The 16458-nt window shown below is 59.6% G+C and carries 16 protein-coding genes; all 16 read right to left on the bottom strand.

What is annotated here, in order from left to right:
• Position 1 precedes the first annotated feature (1 nt).
• Positions 2-850: a dihydropteroate synthase gene (gene folP / locus H1B31_RS06370; protein ID WP_185979723.1), complete on the bottom strand. Its 849-nt coding sequence runs from the start codon at positions 848-850 to the stop codon at positions 2-4.
• 19 nt (positions 851-869) lie between these two features.
• The gene (folE, locus tag H1B31_RS06365; protein WP_226372077.1) at positions 870-1490 is read right to left on the bottom strand and encodes a GTP cyclohydrolase I; all 621 of its coding nucleotides are present in this window, start codon (positions 1488-1490) and stop codon (positions 870-872) included.
• On the bottom strand, positions 1480-2412 hold the full coding sequence (gene mmuM, locus H1B31_RS06360) for a homocysteine S-methyltransferase (protein WP_185979722.1): 933 nt from the start codon (positions 2410-2412) through the stop codon (positions 1480-1482). Before mmuM ends, folE begins: the two co-directional genes overlap by 11 nt.
• A gap of 31 nt (positions 2413-2443) precedes the next feature.
• Entirely contained in the window at positions 2444-3223 is a 780-nt protein-coding gene (locus H1B31_RS06355; RefSeq protein WP_009439625.1) for a basic amino acid ABC transporter substrate-binding protein, read from the bottom strand.
• 66 nt (positions 3224-3289) lie between these two features.
• Complete coding sequence (dapA, locus tag H1B31_RS06350; protein WP_185979721.1) at positions 3290-4177, bottom strand: 4-hydroxy-tetrahydrodipicolinate synthase; 888 nt, start codon at positions 4175-4177, stop codon at positions 3290-3292.
• 67 nt (positions 4178-4244) lie between these two features.
• Positions 4245-7166, bottom strand: a complete 2922-nt coding sequence (locus H1B31_RS06345) for an insulinase family protein (RefSeq protein ID WP_185979720.1) — start codon at positions 7164-7166, stop codon at positions 4245-4247.
• 99 nt (positions 7167-7265) lie between these two features.
• Positions 7266-8141, bottom strand: coding sequence for a tRNA pseudouridine(55) synthase TruB (truB, locus tag H1B31_RS06340; RefSeq protein ID WP_185979719.1), 876 nt, complete (start codon positions 8139-8141; stop codon positions 7266-7268).
• Between the two features lie 3 nt (positions 8142-8144).
• Complete coding sequence (locus H1B31_RS06335) at positions 8145-9092, bottom strand: DHH family phosphoesterase (protein WP_009439629.1); 948 nt, start codon at positions 9090-9092, stop codon at positions 8145-8147.
• Entirely contained in the window at positions 9089-9463 is a 375-nt protein-coding gene (gene rbfA, locus H1B31_RS06330) for a 30S ribosome-binding factor RbfA (protein ID WP_009656014.1), read from the bottom strand. The genes H1B31_RS06335 and rbfA overlap by 4 nt, the downstream gene beginning before the upstream one ends.
• An 88-nt stretch (positions 9464-9551) precedes the next feature.
• Entirely contained in the window at positions 9552-12164 is a 2613-nt protein-coding gene (gene infB, locus H1B31_RS06325) for a translation initiation factor IF-2 (RefSeq protein WP_185979718.1), read from the bottom strand.
• Positions 12164-12496 (bottom strand): L7Ae/L30e/S12e/Gadd45 family ribosomal protein, encoded by a 333-nt coding sequence (locus H1B31_RS06320; RefSeq protein ID WP_009439632.1) that lies wholly within the window; start codon positions 12494-12496, stop codon positions 12164-12166. The genes infB and H1B31_RS06320 overlap by 1 nt, the downstream gene beginning before the upstream one ends.
• On the bottom strand, positions 12493-12771 hold the full coding sequence (rnpM, locus tag H1B31_RS06315) for an RNase P modulator RnpM (RefSeq protein ID WP_185979717.1): 279 nt from the start codon (positions 12769-12771) through the stop codon (positions 12493-12495). The genes H1B31_RS06320 and rnpM overlap by 4 nt, the downstream gene beginning before the upstream one ends.
• A complete protein-coding gene (nusA, locus tag H1B31_RS06310; protein WP_185979716.1) occupies positions 12771-13901 on the bottom strand; it encodes a transcription termination factor NusA in 1131 nt (376 codons plus the stop codon). The genes rnpM and nusA overlap by 1 nt, the downstream gene beginning before the upstream one ends.
• Positions 13902-13914: 13 nt before the next feature.
• On the bottom strand, positions 13915-14364 hold the full coding sequence (locus H1B31_RS06305) for a ribosome maturation factor RimP (protein ID WP_185979715.1): 450 nt from the start codon (positions 14362-14364) through the stop codon (positions 13915-13917).
• Positions 14365-14500: 136 nt separating this feature from the next.
• Positions 14501-14869: a peptidase M48 gene (locus H1B31_RS06300; RefSeq protein ID WP_185979714.1), complete on the bottom strand. Its 369-nt coding sequence runs from the start codon at positions 14867-14869 to the stop codon at positions 14501-14503.
• Between the two features lie 32 nt (positions 14870-14901).
• On the bottom strand, positions 14902-16452 hold the full coding sequence (locus H1B31_RS06295; protein WP_185979713.1) for a hypothetical protein: 1551 nt from the start codon (positions 16450-16452) through the stop codon (positions 14902-14904).
• Positions 16453-16458 lie beyond the last annotated feature (6 nt).

Below are 16458 nucleotides of genomic sequence, written 5' to 3'. Positions count from 1 at the left end.
ATCAAGCTCCCAGTATCGCGTCCGTCATCCGACACATGCGTGCAATCGGCTTCACATCGTGCACACGCACAATGGACGCACCGCGCATGATGCCGAGAACACACGCCGCCCCCGTCGCCTCCATGCGCTCCTCCACGGGCAGATCGAGCGCCGCCCCGATGAAGCTCTTGCGGCTCGCCCCAAGGAGGACGGGATAATCGACGCCATCGTATGAGATGAGCTCATCCATTCGCCGCATAACGTGCATATTCTGTGCCGCCGTCTTGCCGAAGCCGATGCCGGGATCGAGGATGATATTCTCACGGGAAAGCCCCGCCGCATCCGCAATCTCAAACGAACGCAGGAAAAAGCCGCGCATGGCGGCAATCACATCCCCATCATACGCCGTCCCGTTCTGATTGTGCATAACGACGACGGGCACATCCGCCTCTGCCGCTGCCTGCGCCATTGCCCCCGGCTCCTCTGTATACTGCAAGCCCCAGATATCGTTCAGCAGATGCGCCCCCGCACGAAGCGCCGCACGCGCCGTGTCTGCCTTGAACGTGTCCACAGAGACGGGCACAGGGCACTCCGGCAGAACGGCTTCGAGAAACGGAAGAAGCCGTTCGATTTCCTCCGCAGCACTCATCGGCACGAAGCCCGGGCGGCTCGACTCCGCACCGATGTCGATGATGTCCGCGCCGTCCCGCACCATCTCCTCCATATGGCGCAGGGCATCGTCCCGTCGATTCCACTTCCCGCCGTCTGAAAACGAATCCGGCGTCACGTTCAGAATCCCCATGACGAGTGTCCGCGCACCAAGCCGCAGTTCCTTCCCGTCACGAAAGAGATATGTTCTCTCTGCTATCATTCCACTCACCTATGCCCCATCAGCAAGACTCCGTATCATGTACAATACCAAGCATCTGCCAAGCCTGCATCGCCATCACCGGATCTGCAAGAAACACGCCCCGGCAGGCGGAGGTTGTCGTCCGTGTGCCGTGCGCGCGTGCACCGCGCATCGTCATGCAGAGCTGCTGTGCGTCGACAACGACGAGCACGCCCTCCGCGTCGAGCCCGCGCTCGATTTCATCTGCAATATCCGAGGTCAGACGCTCCTGAATTTGGGGACGGCGCGCCATGCGGTCAACGAGCCGCGTGAAAACGCCAAAGCCCGCCACGCGTCCTGCGTGCGGGCAATAGACAATATGTGCCGTCCCAAAGAACGGAAGCAGATGATGTTCACAGATGGAGTGAAACGGAATCGTACGCACGGCAATGAGGCCATCCATCTCCTCCGTCATCACATCCGCCCAGAGTTCCCCGACCTCCTCATGCAGCCCTGCAAAGAGCTCTGCGTAGAGCTGCGCTGCGCGCGCAGGTGTCTCCTCCATCCCCTGCGCCGTAAGATCGACGCCGACAGCCGTGAGGAATTCGTGCATGGCGCGCTCCGCACGCGGAAGGTCGACCGTTGAACGCCCCTTCTCCATCTTCGTCACCTCACTCTGCATTCTTTGCCCATGTGGAAATCTCCACAATCTCGCGCGGCGATGTTCTGCAGCAGCCGCCGATGAGTCGTGCCCCTGCACTGCGCCAGCGGCACGCAAGTGCGCCGAAGTCCTCCGCAGCACCGTGCCATGTCTTATCCGATGCATCGTAACTTTCACCGGAGTTTGGATAGACGATGATAGGTTTCGCTGTTTCCTGACGGATCGTCCGAATCAGCTCCTCCACATACTGCGGTGCCGTGCAGTTCAGCCCAATCGCTGCAGCCTCCGGTACGCCGTCTAGGAAGCGTGCACATTCCGCGATCTCCGTCCCGTCACTGATATGTGCCGCATCACGGCAGGAAAACGAGAACCATGCAGGGATGCGAATCTTCTCGGCACGCAGGGCGCGCACAATGGCGCGCGCCTCGTTCAGGCACGGCAGTGTCTCACAGGCGAGCAGATCCGGCTGCGCCGCAGTGAGGAGTCGGAGGCGCCCTGCATGAAATTCCGTAAGCGCATCCTCGTCAACATCATAGTCGCCGCGATACTCCGAGCCGTCCGCGAGATATGCCCCATAGGGGCCGACCGACGCCGCAACGAGCGGTGCGGGGTCATGCGTGCCGCGCTCAGCGAGATAGAGATCGCGCGCTTCCTGCGCCAGATGCACGGACTTCTGAAGGAGCGCCGCAGCCTCCGCCTCAGAGAAGCCGCGCTTCATAAAGCCTTCGACGGTTGCCTGATAGCTCGCGCTCGTAACGACGTCCGCCCCCGCACGCAGATAGTCGAGATGAACATCGCGCACGAGGTCGGGACGCTCAAAGAGAGCCTTTGCCGACCACAGTGCATCATTCACGGAAAAGCCGCGCGCCTCAAGCTCCGTTGCAAACGCGCCGTCCAGCACGATCAGATCCTGCGCCGCAAGGCGCTCCTCAATTACATTCAATCTCCTGTCTCCTCACGCAATGCACCCCACTTCACTCCGTCGGCGGCTCCTTCCCAAACCACTTGCGGTAGATCTCGGCATATTTGCCGTTCTCCTTGATTGTGCGCAGTCCCGCATTCAGCTGTCCAAGCAGCTCCGCATTTCCTTTTTTGACAGCGATGCCCAAATCCTCCTGATTGATCTGCGCGGGCACAACCTTCGCGATGCCCTTGCCCTTGTTCTCAACATAGTACTCATCGACGGGCGTATCGTTCACGACCGCATCGACCCCTCCGTTGTAGAGATCGAGGAAGGCATCCGAGATCGTGCTGAACTCATGCAGATCGGCGTTTGGAATCCCGCGCGCCACCTCCGCGCCCGTCGATCCAATCGTCACACCGACGCGCAGCCCCTTCAGATCGTCAAAGCTGTTGATGCGCGTTTCATCCGCGCGCACGACCATGCTCAGCCCCGCCCGATAGTACGAGTCCGTGAAGTCCACCGTCCTTGCACGATCCTCGTTGATCGTCATGTCGGAGATGGCGATGTCGAGATCGCCCGTCTGCAGTGCAGGAATCAGCCCGTCAAAATTGAGATTCTTGATCGTGACCTCATGCCCCTGCGCCTCTGCAATCGCGCGGATGATGTCGATGTCAAAGCCGACATACTCATACGACTTCTCGTCCTGAAAACCGAACGGCGCATAGCTTGCATCCGTACCGACACGCCACACATTCTGCGTGCCTGCTGCATCAGAGCCGCCGCAGCCTGTAAGTCCCAGCGCGGAAGCGCCGAGAAGCACGGCACCCAAAAGATATGTTTTCAAATTCATACTAAATCACCCTCATTTCATATGTTTTGCATATCTTACATGAAATGAGGGTCTATGTCAAATATTTTATTTCAGCAGACCATGTGCCCGCAATGCTGCGTCGAGCTTCGCCGCATTCGCCGGTTCCATCTCCGAGAGCGGCATGCGCAGGGAGCCCGCATCGTAGCCCAGGCGGCGCATTGCCGTCTTGACGGGGATCGGATTGACCTCGCAGAAGAGCGCATCGATGAGATCAGAGTATGCGATCTGGAGTCGCGCTGCCTCCGCTGTATTTCCATCAAAGTAGTGCTGACAGATGTCATGGGTCGCACGCGGTGCAACATTCGACAGAACGGAGATCACCCCCAGACCGCCGAGCGAGAGGATGGGCACAATCTGGTCGTCGTTGCCCGAGTAGACCGCCAGCTCATCGCCGACCGCCGCGCGCAGGCGCAGGATTGCCGAGAGATCACCGCTCGCCTCCTTCACCGCAACAATACGCGGATGCTTTGCGAGCGCAACGTATGTCTCCGTCTTGATATTCACACCTGTGCGTGAGGGCACATTATAGAGAATCGCAGGGATATTGACGCTGTCCGCGATCTTCGTATAGTGCGCAACGAGACCATTCTGCGTACACTTATTGTAGTACGGCGTCACGAGGAGCAGCGCGTCCGCGCCGACCTGCTCCGCATACTGCGAGAGTTCGACGGCGTAGGCAGTCTCATTCGAGCCCGTGCCCGCCACGACGGGAATGCGCCCCTTCACCTGCTCCACCGTAAAACGAATCGCCTCACGGTGCTCCGCATCCGTCATCGTTGCAGACTCGCCCGTCGTACCCGTGATGATGATGGCATCCGTTCCGCCCGCAATCTGATCCTCAATGATGCGTCCAAGTTCGGGATAGTTCACGCCCGTCTCCGTAAACGGCGTAATGATGGCAACGCCCGCTCCACGGAAAATTATCTTTTTCATGGCAGGTTCCCCCTTCAAATTCGTCTTCTGCTATTATCCCACGCGCGGCGTGAAAAGTCAAAAAATTTTAGGTTCGCAACGCAGGGCGAATCCCGCCGAAGAGCGCCTCATTTGCGCGGATCTTCTCCTCGCCGCCGAGCACGCAGCGCACATCCGCACGCATCGCCGCCTCGATCATATCCGCAAGCGCACGCACATCCGCCTGCTGTGCCGTGAGAATCTCCTCACGCGCACGCTGGCGATCCTCCCACGTGATGCCGCGCAGATGGAACGTTGCCGCCATATCGCCCTTCATCTGCGATGTCAGCGGTGCATCTACATTGCTCATCGTGCCAATGATGAACTTGTCCATCTCACGGTCGGACACATCGAATGTGCGCACATAGTCTGGCGTCTCATCAAGTACGGCGAATGTCTCCGCAAGATTCGGGTCGCGGTAGGAGGCGAATACCATAAAGCCGTTGCGGTTGAACTGCGTCATCGCCCCATACGCGCCGCCTTGCACGCGGATGCGCGTCCAGAAATAATCATAGCGCAGAAGTGTCTCAAGCACGCGTAGAACACCCGTATAGCTGTAGCCGAGCTTGATGAAATTCGCGCCCTTCGCCACATACTGCACGCGGCTCTGCGTCATCAGCCCCTCGTTGCGCGCGGCAATCTCCCATGTGTACGACGCTACGGGGAATTCTGCACCCGACAGCTTCGACTGGAAATCCGCGAGCCCCGTTGCAACTGTCTCATAGTCCGCCGCAGGTGCCGTGATGCTCACCATGAGGTCGTTGCGGTTGAAGATCTGCGGGATAATCCGCGCAAATGCCGCCTGCATCTCCTCATGGCGTGCCGCGAAATCGTCCTTGAATGTGCGCAGGAAATCGTGGAACGGCAGACCGCCGACCTCAGTATAGCAACCCGAGGGCATCAGATAGCCCGCAATGCGCGCGGCAACAACCTGATTCGCCGCACGCTGGAGCGAGAGCTCCATACCCGTCTTTTCCTCGTCCACGATCTCGCGGATGCGCTTTGCGCCCGAGAAATCGCTCTCCGTCATGATCTCTGCGAGCAGATCGAAAAGGCGCGGCAGATTTTCCTTCAGCACCTTCGCGCGTAGCTTGAAACGCGGTGCGAGGGAGTCCGGCTCACCCGCGCGCGTATAAGCGACAATGTCCGCCCCGATGCCGCCCGTATAGAGGCTGCGGAGCATGGCGAGCTCGGCGTAGCTGTGCCGCGCGGTATCGACCGCACCGAACATCTCCGCGAGGAGATAGGCATAGGGCAGATCCTCCTGCGCAACCGCCGACATCGGGAAGTAGAAATTCAGATAGACAATGCCGTTCGTCTCAAGATCGGAGAACAGCACCTTCGTCCCCGCGCAGTCGCGCACATCGAGCGGCAGCTGCTCCGCTTCCTTTCGGATATCGGAGCGCGCGAGAATCGGAATCGACGCAAGCGCCTCCTCCGTGTCCGGTTCCTCCTGTGCCGCCCGCAGTGCCGCGCAGGAGTCCATAACCGCCGCAATCTCATCCGCAGACATTGCAGCCTTTTTCTCCGCGAGAATCTTCTCCTGCGCCACCTCGCGCTCCGCGCCAAGGGTGCGGCTCGGGGTGAGCGTCACAAGCGCCTCATGCGGATTTTCGAGGAAGGATTCCCGAATCACCTGCTCGAAGTAGCCGCTTTCCAGTCCCTCCTTGAGTGCAGCGAGGACATCCTCATAGCGCAGATAGTCCTCGGGCGTGCCATCGTAGAGCCATGTCTTCATCATACGGATTCCGTAAATGAGTCCCTTCGGCGAGGAGCCGAAGTCCGACTCGCGCAGACGGAACTCGAGCGTATTGAGCGATGCCTGTACGAGTGTATGATCCAGACCACCGTCCGCGAGTTTCCGCAGTGTCTCCTTTACAACGCGCACGAATTCATCCGCACGCCCCGTCTCCGACTTGCTCACAACAATGCTGAAAAACGGCTGCAGCACGTCGCTCTCGTAGTTCGAGTCGACATCGCGCCCGAGCCCCGCGTCGATGAGTGCCTGACGCAGCGGCGCGCCCTGCATCCTGAGAAGTGCATGATCGAGGATCTGCAGTGCCATGACGCGCTTGCGGTCGCTCGTGTCGCCAATTACCCAGTTCAGCGAGAGGAAGCTGTTCTCCTCGAGTGGCTCCTCCGTCCCGATGGGATAGAAATACTCCGCTTTGACCTGCCCCGCAAACGGCTGCTGACGGTCGATGCGCGAAGGTACGGGAATCCGCTCGAAATGCGAAAGGTACGCACTGTCGAGGTAGGCAAGCTTCTCCTCGATATCGAGGTCTCCGTAGAGGTAGATATAGCTGTTCGACGGGTGATAGTAGCGCGCGTGGAAGTCGAGGAACATCTCCTGCGTGAGCCCGGGGATCGCATCGGGGTCACCGCCCGACTCGCAGCCATACGTCGTATCGGGATAGAGCGCCGCCATGATGCGGCTGCCGAGGAGATCATCGGGCGCCGAGAGCGCGCCCTTCATCTCGTTGTAGACAACGCCGCTGTAGCGCAGAGGCGCGTCTGCATCGTCCAGCTCGTAATGCCAGCCCTCCTGCATGAGCACCTGCGGATTCGTGCGCATCGCGGGGTAGAAGACCGCATCGAGGTACACGTCCATGAGATTCTGAAAATCACGGTCATTGCGGCTCGCGACGGGATACATCGTCTTGTCGGGGAATGTCATTGCGTTGAGGAAAGTGTTGAGCGAGCCCTTCACAAGCTCGACGAACGGCTCCTTCAACGGATATTTGCGCGAGCCGCAGAGCACGGAGTGCTCGACAATGTGTGCCACACCCGTATCATCGACGGGCGGCGTGCGGAAACTGATCGAAAAAACCTTGTTGTCGTCCGCCGTCTCAAGGAAGAAGAGCCGCGCGCCCGTCTTCTCGTGCACAAATGTATACGCACGCCCTTCTGCTTCTGCGATTTCCTCCAAGCGAACGAGGCGAAAGCCGTGTATTACGTCATCTATCTTCATGTATGTGTTCCTCCTTCTGTCATTCCTGCCATTATAGCATAGAGAATGAATTTCTCAAAACAAAAGGACTGTCGCCATAGCAACAGTCCAATATTTCATTCACACCGGCGGAAATGCCTTTGCGGGGTACATCTCCTGCGCCGCCGCATCATAATGGCCGATGCCCAGAAAAACGCCCTCAGCATACACACGGTAGCAGCCCTCGGCAAGCTCCATGCGCCGCTCCGAGGTCGAAAGCCCGCTGTAGAACGCCTTCACGCGCTGCGGGGCGAGCTCATACACAGGCAGATCGAGGGCAGTGTCAGGAGCACACAGAGCTGTCTCCCGCACCTCCGCAAGTTCCTCAAGCGTATACGAATCCGCGAGCACAAAGCCGCCGACGCGTGTACGCAGGAGGAAGTGCATGGTCGCGGGCAGTCCGAGCGCCGTGCCGATATCCGTGCAAAGCGAGCGGATATATGTCCCCTTCGCGCAGTCCACATCGATAAGAATGCGTCGACGTACGGCATCGACATGCACAAGTTCCAGACGGTGAATCGTAACCGTGCGCGCCTCAATCTCCACCTCTGCGCCCTGACGCGCAAGATCGTAGGCACGCTGTCCGCCGATCTTGATCGCGGAGTAGGCGGGCGGACGCTGCTGGATCTCCCCGACAAAGCGCGCAAGCACGGCGCGCATCTCCTCCTCCGTGGGCAGTGTCGGATGCGGGACACTCTCGATCACTTCGCCATACACATCCCCCGTATCCGTCGCATATCCAAACGCAATCTCCGCGCGATAGGACTTGTCCGCCCCCTCCATATACTCCACGAGGCGCGCCGCGCGTCCGAGTGCAAGGGGCAGGATGCCCGCCGCCGCTGGATCGAGCGTGCCCGCATGCCCCACGCGCTTCTGCTTAAAAATACGCCGCACAATGTCGATGACATCGTGCGACGAAAGCCCTGTGGGTTTTAATACGTTGATAAATCCGTCCACGTCTTAACGGTTCAGCTCCTCCCCGATTGCCGCGAGGATCTTTTTCTTCGCCTCGTCAAAGGGCGCGTAAATCGTGCAGCCCGCCGCGCGGACGTGCCCGCCGCCGCCGAATCCCTGCGCGATGCGCGAGACATTCGTGCCCTTCGAGCGCATGCTGACGCGATACGTATCCTTCTCGAGCCACTTCATGAAGAAGACGACCTGCGTCCCCTCGATCACGCGCAGCTTGTCGAGCAGCCCCTCCGTCGTCGTGACTTCCTTCGCCTTTTCCTCGTCGATGAAGACCGCCGCAACCATGCCGTCATGGAACATCTCGAGGTTGCGGATCGCGCGCACCTGTGCCATGACCTCATCGTAGGATTTGAGCTCCATTGCAACGGAGATGATATTCGGCTTTACACCCACCTCGATGAGATCGGCCGCCGCGCGCATCGTATGCGGCGTCGTATTCGAGAAGCGGAAGAAGCCCGTATCAGTCGCCATGCCCGTATAGAGGCAGGTCGCAACATCGAGCGAGAACGTGCCGCCCATCGCGCCGATCAGGTCGTGCATGATCTCGCAGGTTGCGGCGTAGTCCGGATTCAGATAGAGGTACTCTGCCTCCTCGTCATTCGTCACATGATGGTCGATGTTCAGCACGCGCACTGCATCCACGGAGGAAACAACATTTCCTGTACGCTTCAGCTCGACATCGCAGACGATGAGGAGATCAGCGGTATAGCGCACGCCCTCTGCAGGGCGCTCGATCATCTCAAGCCCCGGCAGCACCTTGAAGATGCGCGGCAGGTCATCGTCAATCAGGACGCGCGCGTCCTTGCCCTGCGCTCTCAGATAGTGCATGAGCCCAAGCGTCGAGCCGATGGAGTCCCCATCGGGTCGAATGTGCGAGGTGAGGATGATGGTCTGCGCATCGCCAATGATCTTTGCGGCTTCGTCCAATGTGATCTTCATGCGTCCTCCCCCTTTTCCCCTGCGGGCTTATCCTCGTGAATCTCGTTCAGCAGCCTCTGAATGTGGTCGCTGTAGTTCAGCGAGGTGTCGAGCGCAAAGCTGATCTCGGGCGTGAAGCGCAGGCGGATGCGCTTTCCGACCTCGCGCCGCACAAAGCCGAGCGAGCTCTCGAGCCCGTACAGCGTGTCGCGCGCCTTCTTCTCGTCCCCCATGACGCTGACGTAGATCTTCGCCTCGCGCAGATCCTCCGTGCACGCGACGGAGGTCACGGTCACAAAACCGATGCGCGGATCTTTCAGTTCGTTGAAAATGATGTCGCTGACTTCCTGTTTGATGAGTTCCTGTAGTTTTTCAACGCGAACCTTTGCCAAGGTACGCCTCCTCTCTCTATACAAAGGGGCACAGCCCTCCGCCCCGCACGGCGGGACGATGGACTGCACCTCTGTATCACACAAGTATTTACTCGGCGTTTTCTTCCGCCGCTGCCGCTGCTGCAGCCGCAGCAGCCTGCGCCTCGCGCTTCTGCTCTGCCGCCTTGTTCGCCTCGGCAATGGAGGTCTCGATCTCCTCCATCGTGTATGCCTCGATGATGTCGCCCTCCTGGAAATCGCGGAAATCGACGATGGAGATACCGCACTCGTAACCGGCGGCGACCTCCTTCACCTCATCCTTGAAGCGGCGCAGGGAATCGATCTCCCCGTCGAAAAGCTCGACGTTGTCGCGCAGGATGCGGATCTTCGAGTTGTTGTGAATCTTGCCCTCGAGGACGTATGAGCCCGCGACCAGCGCCTTGGAGAAGCGCATGACCTGACGAATCTCGACGCGTCCCTGAATGACCTCCTTGTACTTCGGCTTGAGCATGCCGCTCATCGCGTCCTTGACATCGTTCAGCGCGTCGTAGATGACGCGGTAGGTGCGGATGTCCACATCCTCCGTGTCGGCGAGACGGCGCGCATTTGCATCCGGACGAACGTTGAACGCAATGACGATTGCCTTCGATGCCGTTGCGAGCATGATGTCCGACTCGCTGACCGCGCCGACGCCCGAGTGGACGATGTTGACGCGCACTTCGTCGTTCTTGTTGAGGCCGAGCAGCGCCGAGTTGAGTGCCTCAACCGAGCCCTGCACGTCCGCCTTGACGACGATGTTGAGATCCTTGATGTCGCCCTGCTGAATCTGCTGGAAGAGCGCGTCAAGCGAAACGCTCTTCGACTTGATGAGGTCGCGGCGCTGGTTGCCGAGGCGTGCCTCTGCAATCGAGCGCGCCTGCTTCTCATCGACGGCGGCGAGGATGTCGCCCGCCGACGGCACATCGTTCAGACCGAGGATCTCCACAGGCATGGAGGGACCCGCCTTTTTCACGTTGTCGCCGCGATCGTTGATCATCGCGCGGACGTGACCATATGCCGTACCGACGACGATGGAGTCGCCGATGCGGAGCGTGCCGCTCTGAACGAGCACCGTTGCGACAGAGCCGCGTCCCTTGTCGAGCTTTGCCTCGATGATGACGCCGCGTGCCTCGCGGTTCGGGTTTGCCTTTAGTTCCTCGACCTCGGCAACGAGCAGGATGTTCTCGAGCAGGTCGTCGATGCCGATGCGCTGCTTTGCCGAGACGGGCACCATGATCGTGTCGCCGCCGTATTCCTCGGAGACCAGCCCATACTCCATGAGCTCCTGCTTGACGCGGTCAGGATTTGCGCCCGGCTTGTCAATCTTGTTGATTGCAATGATGATGGGCACCTGCGCCGACTTCGCGTGATCGATTGCCTCGACGGTCTGCGGCATAACCCCGTCATCCGCCGCAACGACGAGAATCGCCACGTCCGTAATCTGTGCACCGCGTGCACGCATCGCCGTGAACGCCTCATGACCCGGCGTATCGAGGAAGACGATCTTCTTGCCTTGGCAGACGACCTGATAGGCGCCGATGTGCTGCGTGATGCCACCCGCCTCGTGCGAGCTGACGGAGGTATTGCGGATCGCATCAAGCAGCGAGGTCTTGCCGTGATCGACGTGACCCATGACGGTGACGACCGGCGGGCGATCCTTGAGTGTCTTCGGATCGTCCTCGATCTCCGGGATCAGCGTCGGATCGACATCCGGCGGCAGCTCCTCCGTTGTCACGCCGAACTCTGCTGCAACGAGGGATGCCGTATCGTAGTCGATCTCCTGATTGATGCTCGCCATGACGCCCATGAGCATGAGCTTCTTGATGATGTCAGACGCCGTATAGCTCATCTTGGACGCGAGATCCTTGACGGCAATGGTCTCCGGCAGCTTGATGTGCTTCGGACGCGCAATCTCCGCTTTCACTGCGGGCGCGGGCGCTGCTGCGCGCCCCTTGCGTCCCTTGCGCGCACCGCCGCGGCTGCGCTCTGCCTGACGCAGATCTGTGTGCTCCTCGCGGTCACGACGTGCACCGCCGCGTCCGCCGCGGCTACGGTCACCGCCGGCGGCGTTGTTATCGCCGCCGCGCCGACGTCGATTGTCGCTGCGCCCCTCTGTCGCGGGCGGTGGCGGAATCGCCGCTGCCGGTGCTCCGGGACGTGCGCCACCGCGTCCGCCCGCAGGACGTGCGGGACGATCACCAGGTCTCCCCGATCCACCGCCGGACGAACGGGGACGGTCAGAGCTCTCCGCACGCGTCTTGGAGGGTGCCTGACGCACGATCACAATGCCGGGTGTCTTCGTGCGCGCGCGCAGCACGGGTTTCTCCTCGGCTGCGGGCGGCTGCGGCGCCGCCTTCTCAGCAGCTGCCGGCGGGGCACTCTGCTCCGCTGCGGGTTTTTCCGCTGCCGGTGCAGAAGCTGCAGCAGGACGCTTTTCCTTCTCTTTCTTTGCCGGACGCTCGGCAGCCTTCGGAGCGGGGGATTTGCTCTGCAGGGATTCCTTGCGTACGGGTTTTGCCGTGCGGCCGAGCTCAGCCTTGACCGCCGCACGCTCCTCTTCACCGACTGCACTGAACATATTCTTTACTTTGTAGTTCTTGCTCTTGAGAATATCAATAATGGTATCTTTGTCCGTCTTGAATTCCTTTGCCAAATCGGTGATTCTGTATTTCGATTCTGACATCAATCCACCCCCGTCGGTATATCCTGCAAATAGGCACTGAGCCTGTCCGCAAATCCTCTATCTATCAGCACAGCAACCGCACGATACTCCTTACCGAGACAGTGCCCGAGCTGCTGCATAGTCAGTAATTCCGCCGATGGCACATTCAGCTGCGCCGCCATGCGGGTAAATTTCGCCTTGGTCTCCTCCGAAGCATCAACTGCGAGCAAGAGATATGTACCCTGCTTGCGCTTCAGTGCCTCTTCCACAACGAACGCACCGGATAGGATGCGCCGTGCGCGTGCCGCCATGCTGAGGAGGTTCATTGCGCGCTGCTCTATCCCTGCGTTCATGTCCCATCCTCCTCGTGCTGCACAATCTCCTCAAGTGCGTCATAGACGGCCGGGACAACCCGCCCCTTGAACGACCACGATAGGCCGTTCTGTCTGCGCGCCTTGCGGAGGCATTCGGGCGAGGGACAGAGATATGCACCACGCCCGGGGCTCTTGCCCGTCGGGTCAATGGCGACCATCCCGTCAGGACTCTTTACAATGCGCAGGAGTTCACGCTTCGGATGCAGTGTACGGCAGCCGACGCACAGCCGCTCGGGCTGTCTCGCCTCTGCCATTATGCCTCCTCTTCGGCGGGCTCCTCCACAGCGGTATCTTCCGCCGCTTCCTCCGCCATCAGCTCCGCTGCCTGTGACTCGCTCTTGATGTCGATCTTCCAGCCCGTCAGCTTTGCCGCGAGGCGAGCGTTCTGCCCCTCTTTGCCGATGGCAAGCGAGAGCTGGTAGTCCGGAACGATCACACGTGAGACCTTCTCTACCTCATTTACGGCGACCGAGATCACCTTGGCGGGGTTCAGTGAGTTCGCAATGTAGGTCGCGGGATCATCGCTCCATTTCACAATGTCGATCTTCTCGCCCGCGAGTTCGTCGACCACTGCCTGTACGCGCATATAGTGTGGGCCGACACAGGCGCCGATCGGATCGACGCGCTCCTCAGACGAGTAGACGGCCACCTTCGAGCGGCTGCCCGCCTCGCGTGCAATCGACTTGATCTCGACCACGCCCTCCTGCATCTCAGGCACCTGCAGCTCGAAGAGCTTCTTGAGGAGCCCCGGATGCGTGCGAGAAAGCATGATCTGCGGACCGCGCGCCGTACTCTTCACCTCGATGATATAGGCGCGTAGCGTGTCGCCGTAGTTGTATTCCTCCGTCGGCAGCTGCTCCGTCGCCATGAGCAGCGCCTCTGCACGCCCGATGTCGACGAACACGTTGCGCCCCTCGACACGCTGCACAATGCCCGTGACGATATCCGCTGAGCGATCCTTGTACTCGTCATAGACATTGCTGCGCTCCGCCTCACGCAGGCGCTGCATGACGACCTGCTTCGCCGTCTGCGCCGCAATTCGTCCGAAGTTCGCAGGGGTCATCTCGATCTCGACCACATCATCGACATCGTAGTCCGGATTGATGGCACGCGCCTGTTCGAGGGAGATGTCCGTGATGTCACTCTCAACCTCCTCGACAACCGTCTTGCGGGCAAAGACGTGAAATGCGCCCGTCTCACGCGACAGAGAGATGCGAACGTTTTGATCCGAGCAGCTGAAATTGCGCTTATATGCCGAGATCAGCGCCGCCTCAATGGTCTGGAAGAGCTTTTCCTCATCGATGCCCTTCTCGTACGCAAGCTCCTGCAATGTCTGCAGAAACTCCTTTCCGCCGTTCGTCTCCTTGGTGCTTTTTCTTGCCAAAACCCAATCCTCCCTAAAAGTCGATATGCAGACGTATCTGTGAGACCTGTTCCATGGGGATTTGAATCCCGCCGTCAAGGGTCAGTATCTTGCCGTCGCAGTCCGTGAGTGCGCCCGTCCACTGTTTCTTTCCATCAAAGGGCGCATAGAGCGTCACATCGACCTGCTTGCCGCGTTCGCGCTCGAAATCGCGCGGCTTGCGCAGCACGCGGTCGATCCCCGGCGAGGACACCTCCAAAATATAGGTATCGGGGATGAAGTCCTCGCGGTCGAGAATCGCCTCCAACCGCTCGCTCAGTGCCTGGCAGTCATCGATATCGATTCCGCCCTCCTTGTCGATGTAGACACGCAGATAGTAGTCACGCTCGCGCACATACTCGACATCGACCAGCTCTAACTCCGGCACAGTGGTCAGGAGACCGCGCACAATCTCCTCAACGCGCTCCTCGATCTTCGCGCTCATGCTCTCCCTCTTCTCATACGCAATGAAAGAGTGGGCTTCCACCCACTCTTTCCAGATTTCAAATGAATTTCTTGAAGTATAGCACAAAGCGGGACTTTTGTAAAGCCCCGCCGTTCATTTTTGGAAATTTTCCGTCTCACCGTCCATACAACCGCCGCATGACCCACGAAAGGATCCGACCGCGCCCGATGAGGCTGACGATTGCGCCGAGCACGAGGACGCCGACGATAATCATCGCAATCGCAGGCAGCGCAACAAAGATGAAGAGCGCAAGCAGTGCCCCGAGGCCGAGCGCCCAGAGGAGGCTCGTAAGGAGCGAGGGACGCCGCGACACACCGCCAATGCGGATATAGCGCACGGAGCTGTGCGGAGCACCGCCGTACGCAGAGCCCCACGCCTGTCCCTCTTCCCCGTGCGGCTCTGCGCCGCTCTCGTCCACCGTCACCCCACGATAGGCGGCATTTTCCTCACGGCTCATCGGCCGTACACGCGAATCCTGTTCCATAAAAGCCTCCTCTCCAAGAAAGCAATGCTTCCTTAAAAACTCGCTGCTCCGTGAACAACGCTGTAGAGCATCGTCACAAAGCCCTCCTCCCCGAGGTAACGGGGATCGTAGGTCACACAGTGCAGCGCCGTACGCATGCGCGCAAGAGCAGCACGCACCGTTTTCTGATCCGAACCGAGCACATGATAGAGCTCCGTGATCGGCGAAAGGTCGATATCATTGATCTCCGCAAAAAGGAATATCGTTGCCGTCAGCGTCTCCGCTGTCTGTGCACGCGCAAGATCGGACTGCGCGTAGTCCAGAAACAGCTCGCACATAAGCACCTGTGAGTGACGGCTAAAGCCGATCTTGTCCGCAATGATCTGAAGTGCGCCGAGTTCCTCTGCGCACACATGCGGGTCGATCGTGCGGGGAATGGCAGCCGGCAGCAGACGGCGCGGCAGCACATCGAGCTGCGCGAGCGTCGAGAGGACGTGGATCGTATGGCGCACGAGCGCCGCTTCCCGTTCGAGGAAATCGTCCATCGTTGCCTCAGGCGCCTGCATGCGGAAGAGCTTGTACTCGCGCTGAATCGTGTCGCCAATCCGCTTCTGCAGACGCTTGCTCGCCGAGATTGCCGTGATGTAATTGAGCATCATCATCCCCTCGTCGCAGATATGCCCGAAGAGAATGCTCTTTGAAAGCGAGCCCGGAATATCCGGATGCGGCAGCACGACCTCCTCATCGCGCAGAATATCGCGGCAGACAACGTGATCGTCGTACTCCTCCGTCACGGCGAGTACGGCAAAGCGCGCCGCCAGCAGATCGCCGATGATCTCGCGGTCATCGTAGCCGAGCTTCTTCCACATATGCTCGCTGTAGTGCGCAATCGGCGTCTCATCCGTCGCAATGAGATGATAGTCGAAGAAAAAATAGTCCCAGAACCGCAGCCAGAAGGTTTCCTTTTCCTCCTCGCTCGCGTGTTCGTACTCGTTCATATCGTAGAGGCCGCCCGTGTAGATCGTCGCCGCACGGCCGATGTCGAGCTGATAGGCGGAACACCGGAAATACTCGCCGATGCGGTGCAGGAGATCATTGAGCTGAATATTCAGCTCCTCCATCTCGATCCGCTCGTCCTCCTCGATATCCTCGATCGTCAGCCCCTCGATCTCCTCCCAGGTGACGCGCTCCGGCAAGCGGAACCGCCCCGTGATGTAGAACATCTCAAGATCGGCATCCAGCTCGCCGATGTCGATGTCATAGTCGCCCGTATCCTCGAGATAGGTCAGAAAGGCGCGCATGCGCGCAAAATAATCCTCTGCGTGTCGCTTGAGCGGACGTCGGTCAATATGCGCATCCGCATAGCGGAAGAAGAGCGCAAGGTAGTCGATGCGGATGAAGAGCCGCGCAAGCGAATCATCGCGCCGCTGAACGACCGTGAGAAAATCCTCGATGCAGTACCAGTCCGCACAGAGATCCTCATTGCTCCGCCCGCGCCATGCTGCCGCGCGAAGATAGCGCTCGACAAGCGTGTGCGCCACAAAGATATTCGCACGCCCATGCGCCAGATAGAAACGCTTGACTAATGCGTAGACATTTTCCATCCAGCC

It is taken from the genome of Selenomonas timonae (assembly GCF_014250475.1).
In the GTDB taxonomy this organism is placed as follows: Bacteria; Bacillota; Negativicutes; order Selenomonadales; family Selenomonadaceae; genus Centipeda; species Centipeda timonae.
The sequence above is the reverse complement of the archived record's forward strand: the minus strand, read 5'-3'. Positions and strand labels throughout refer to the sequence as shown.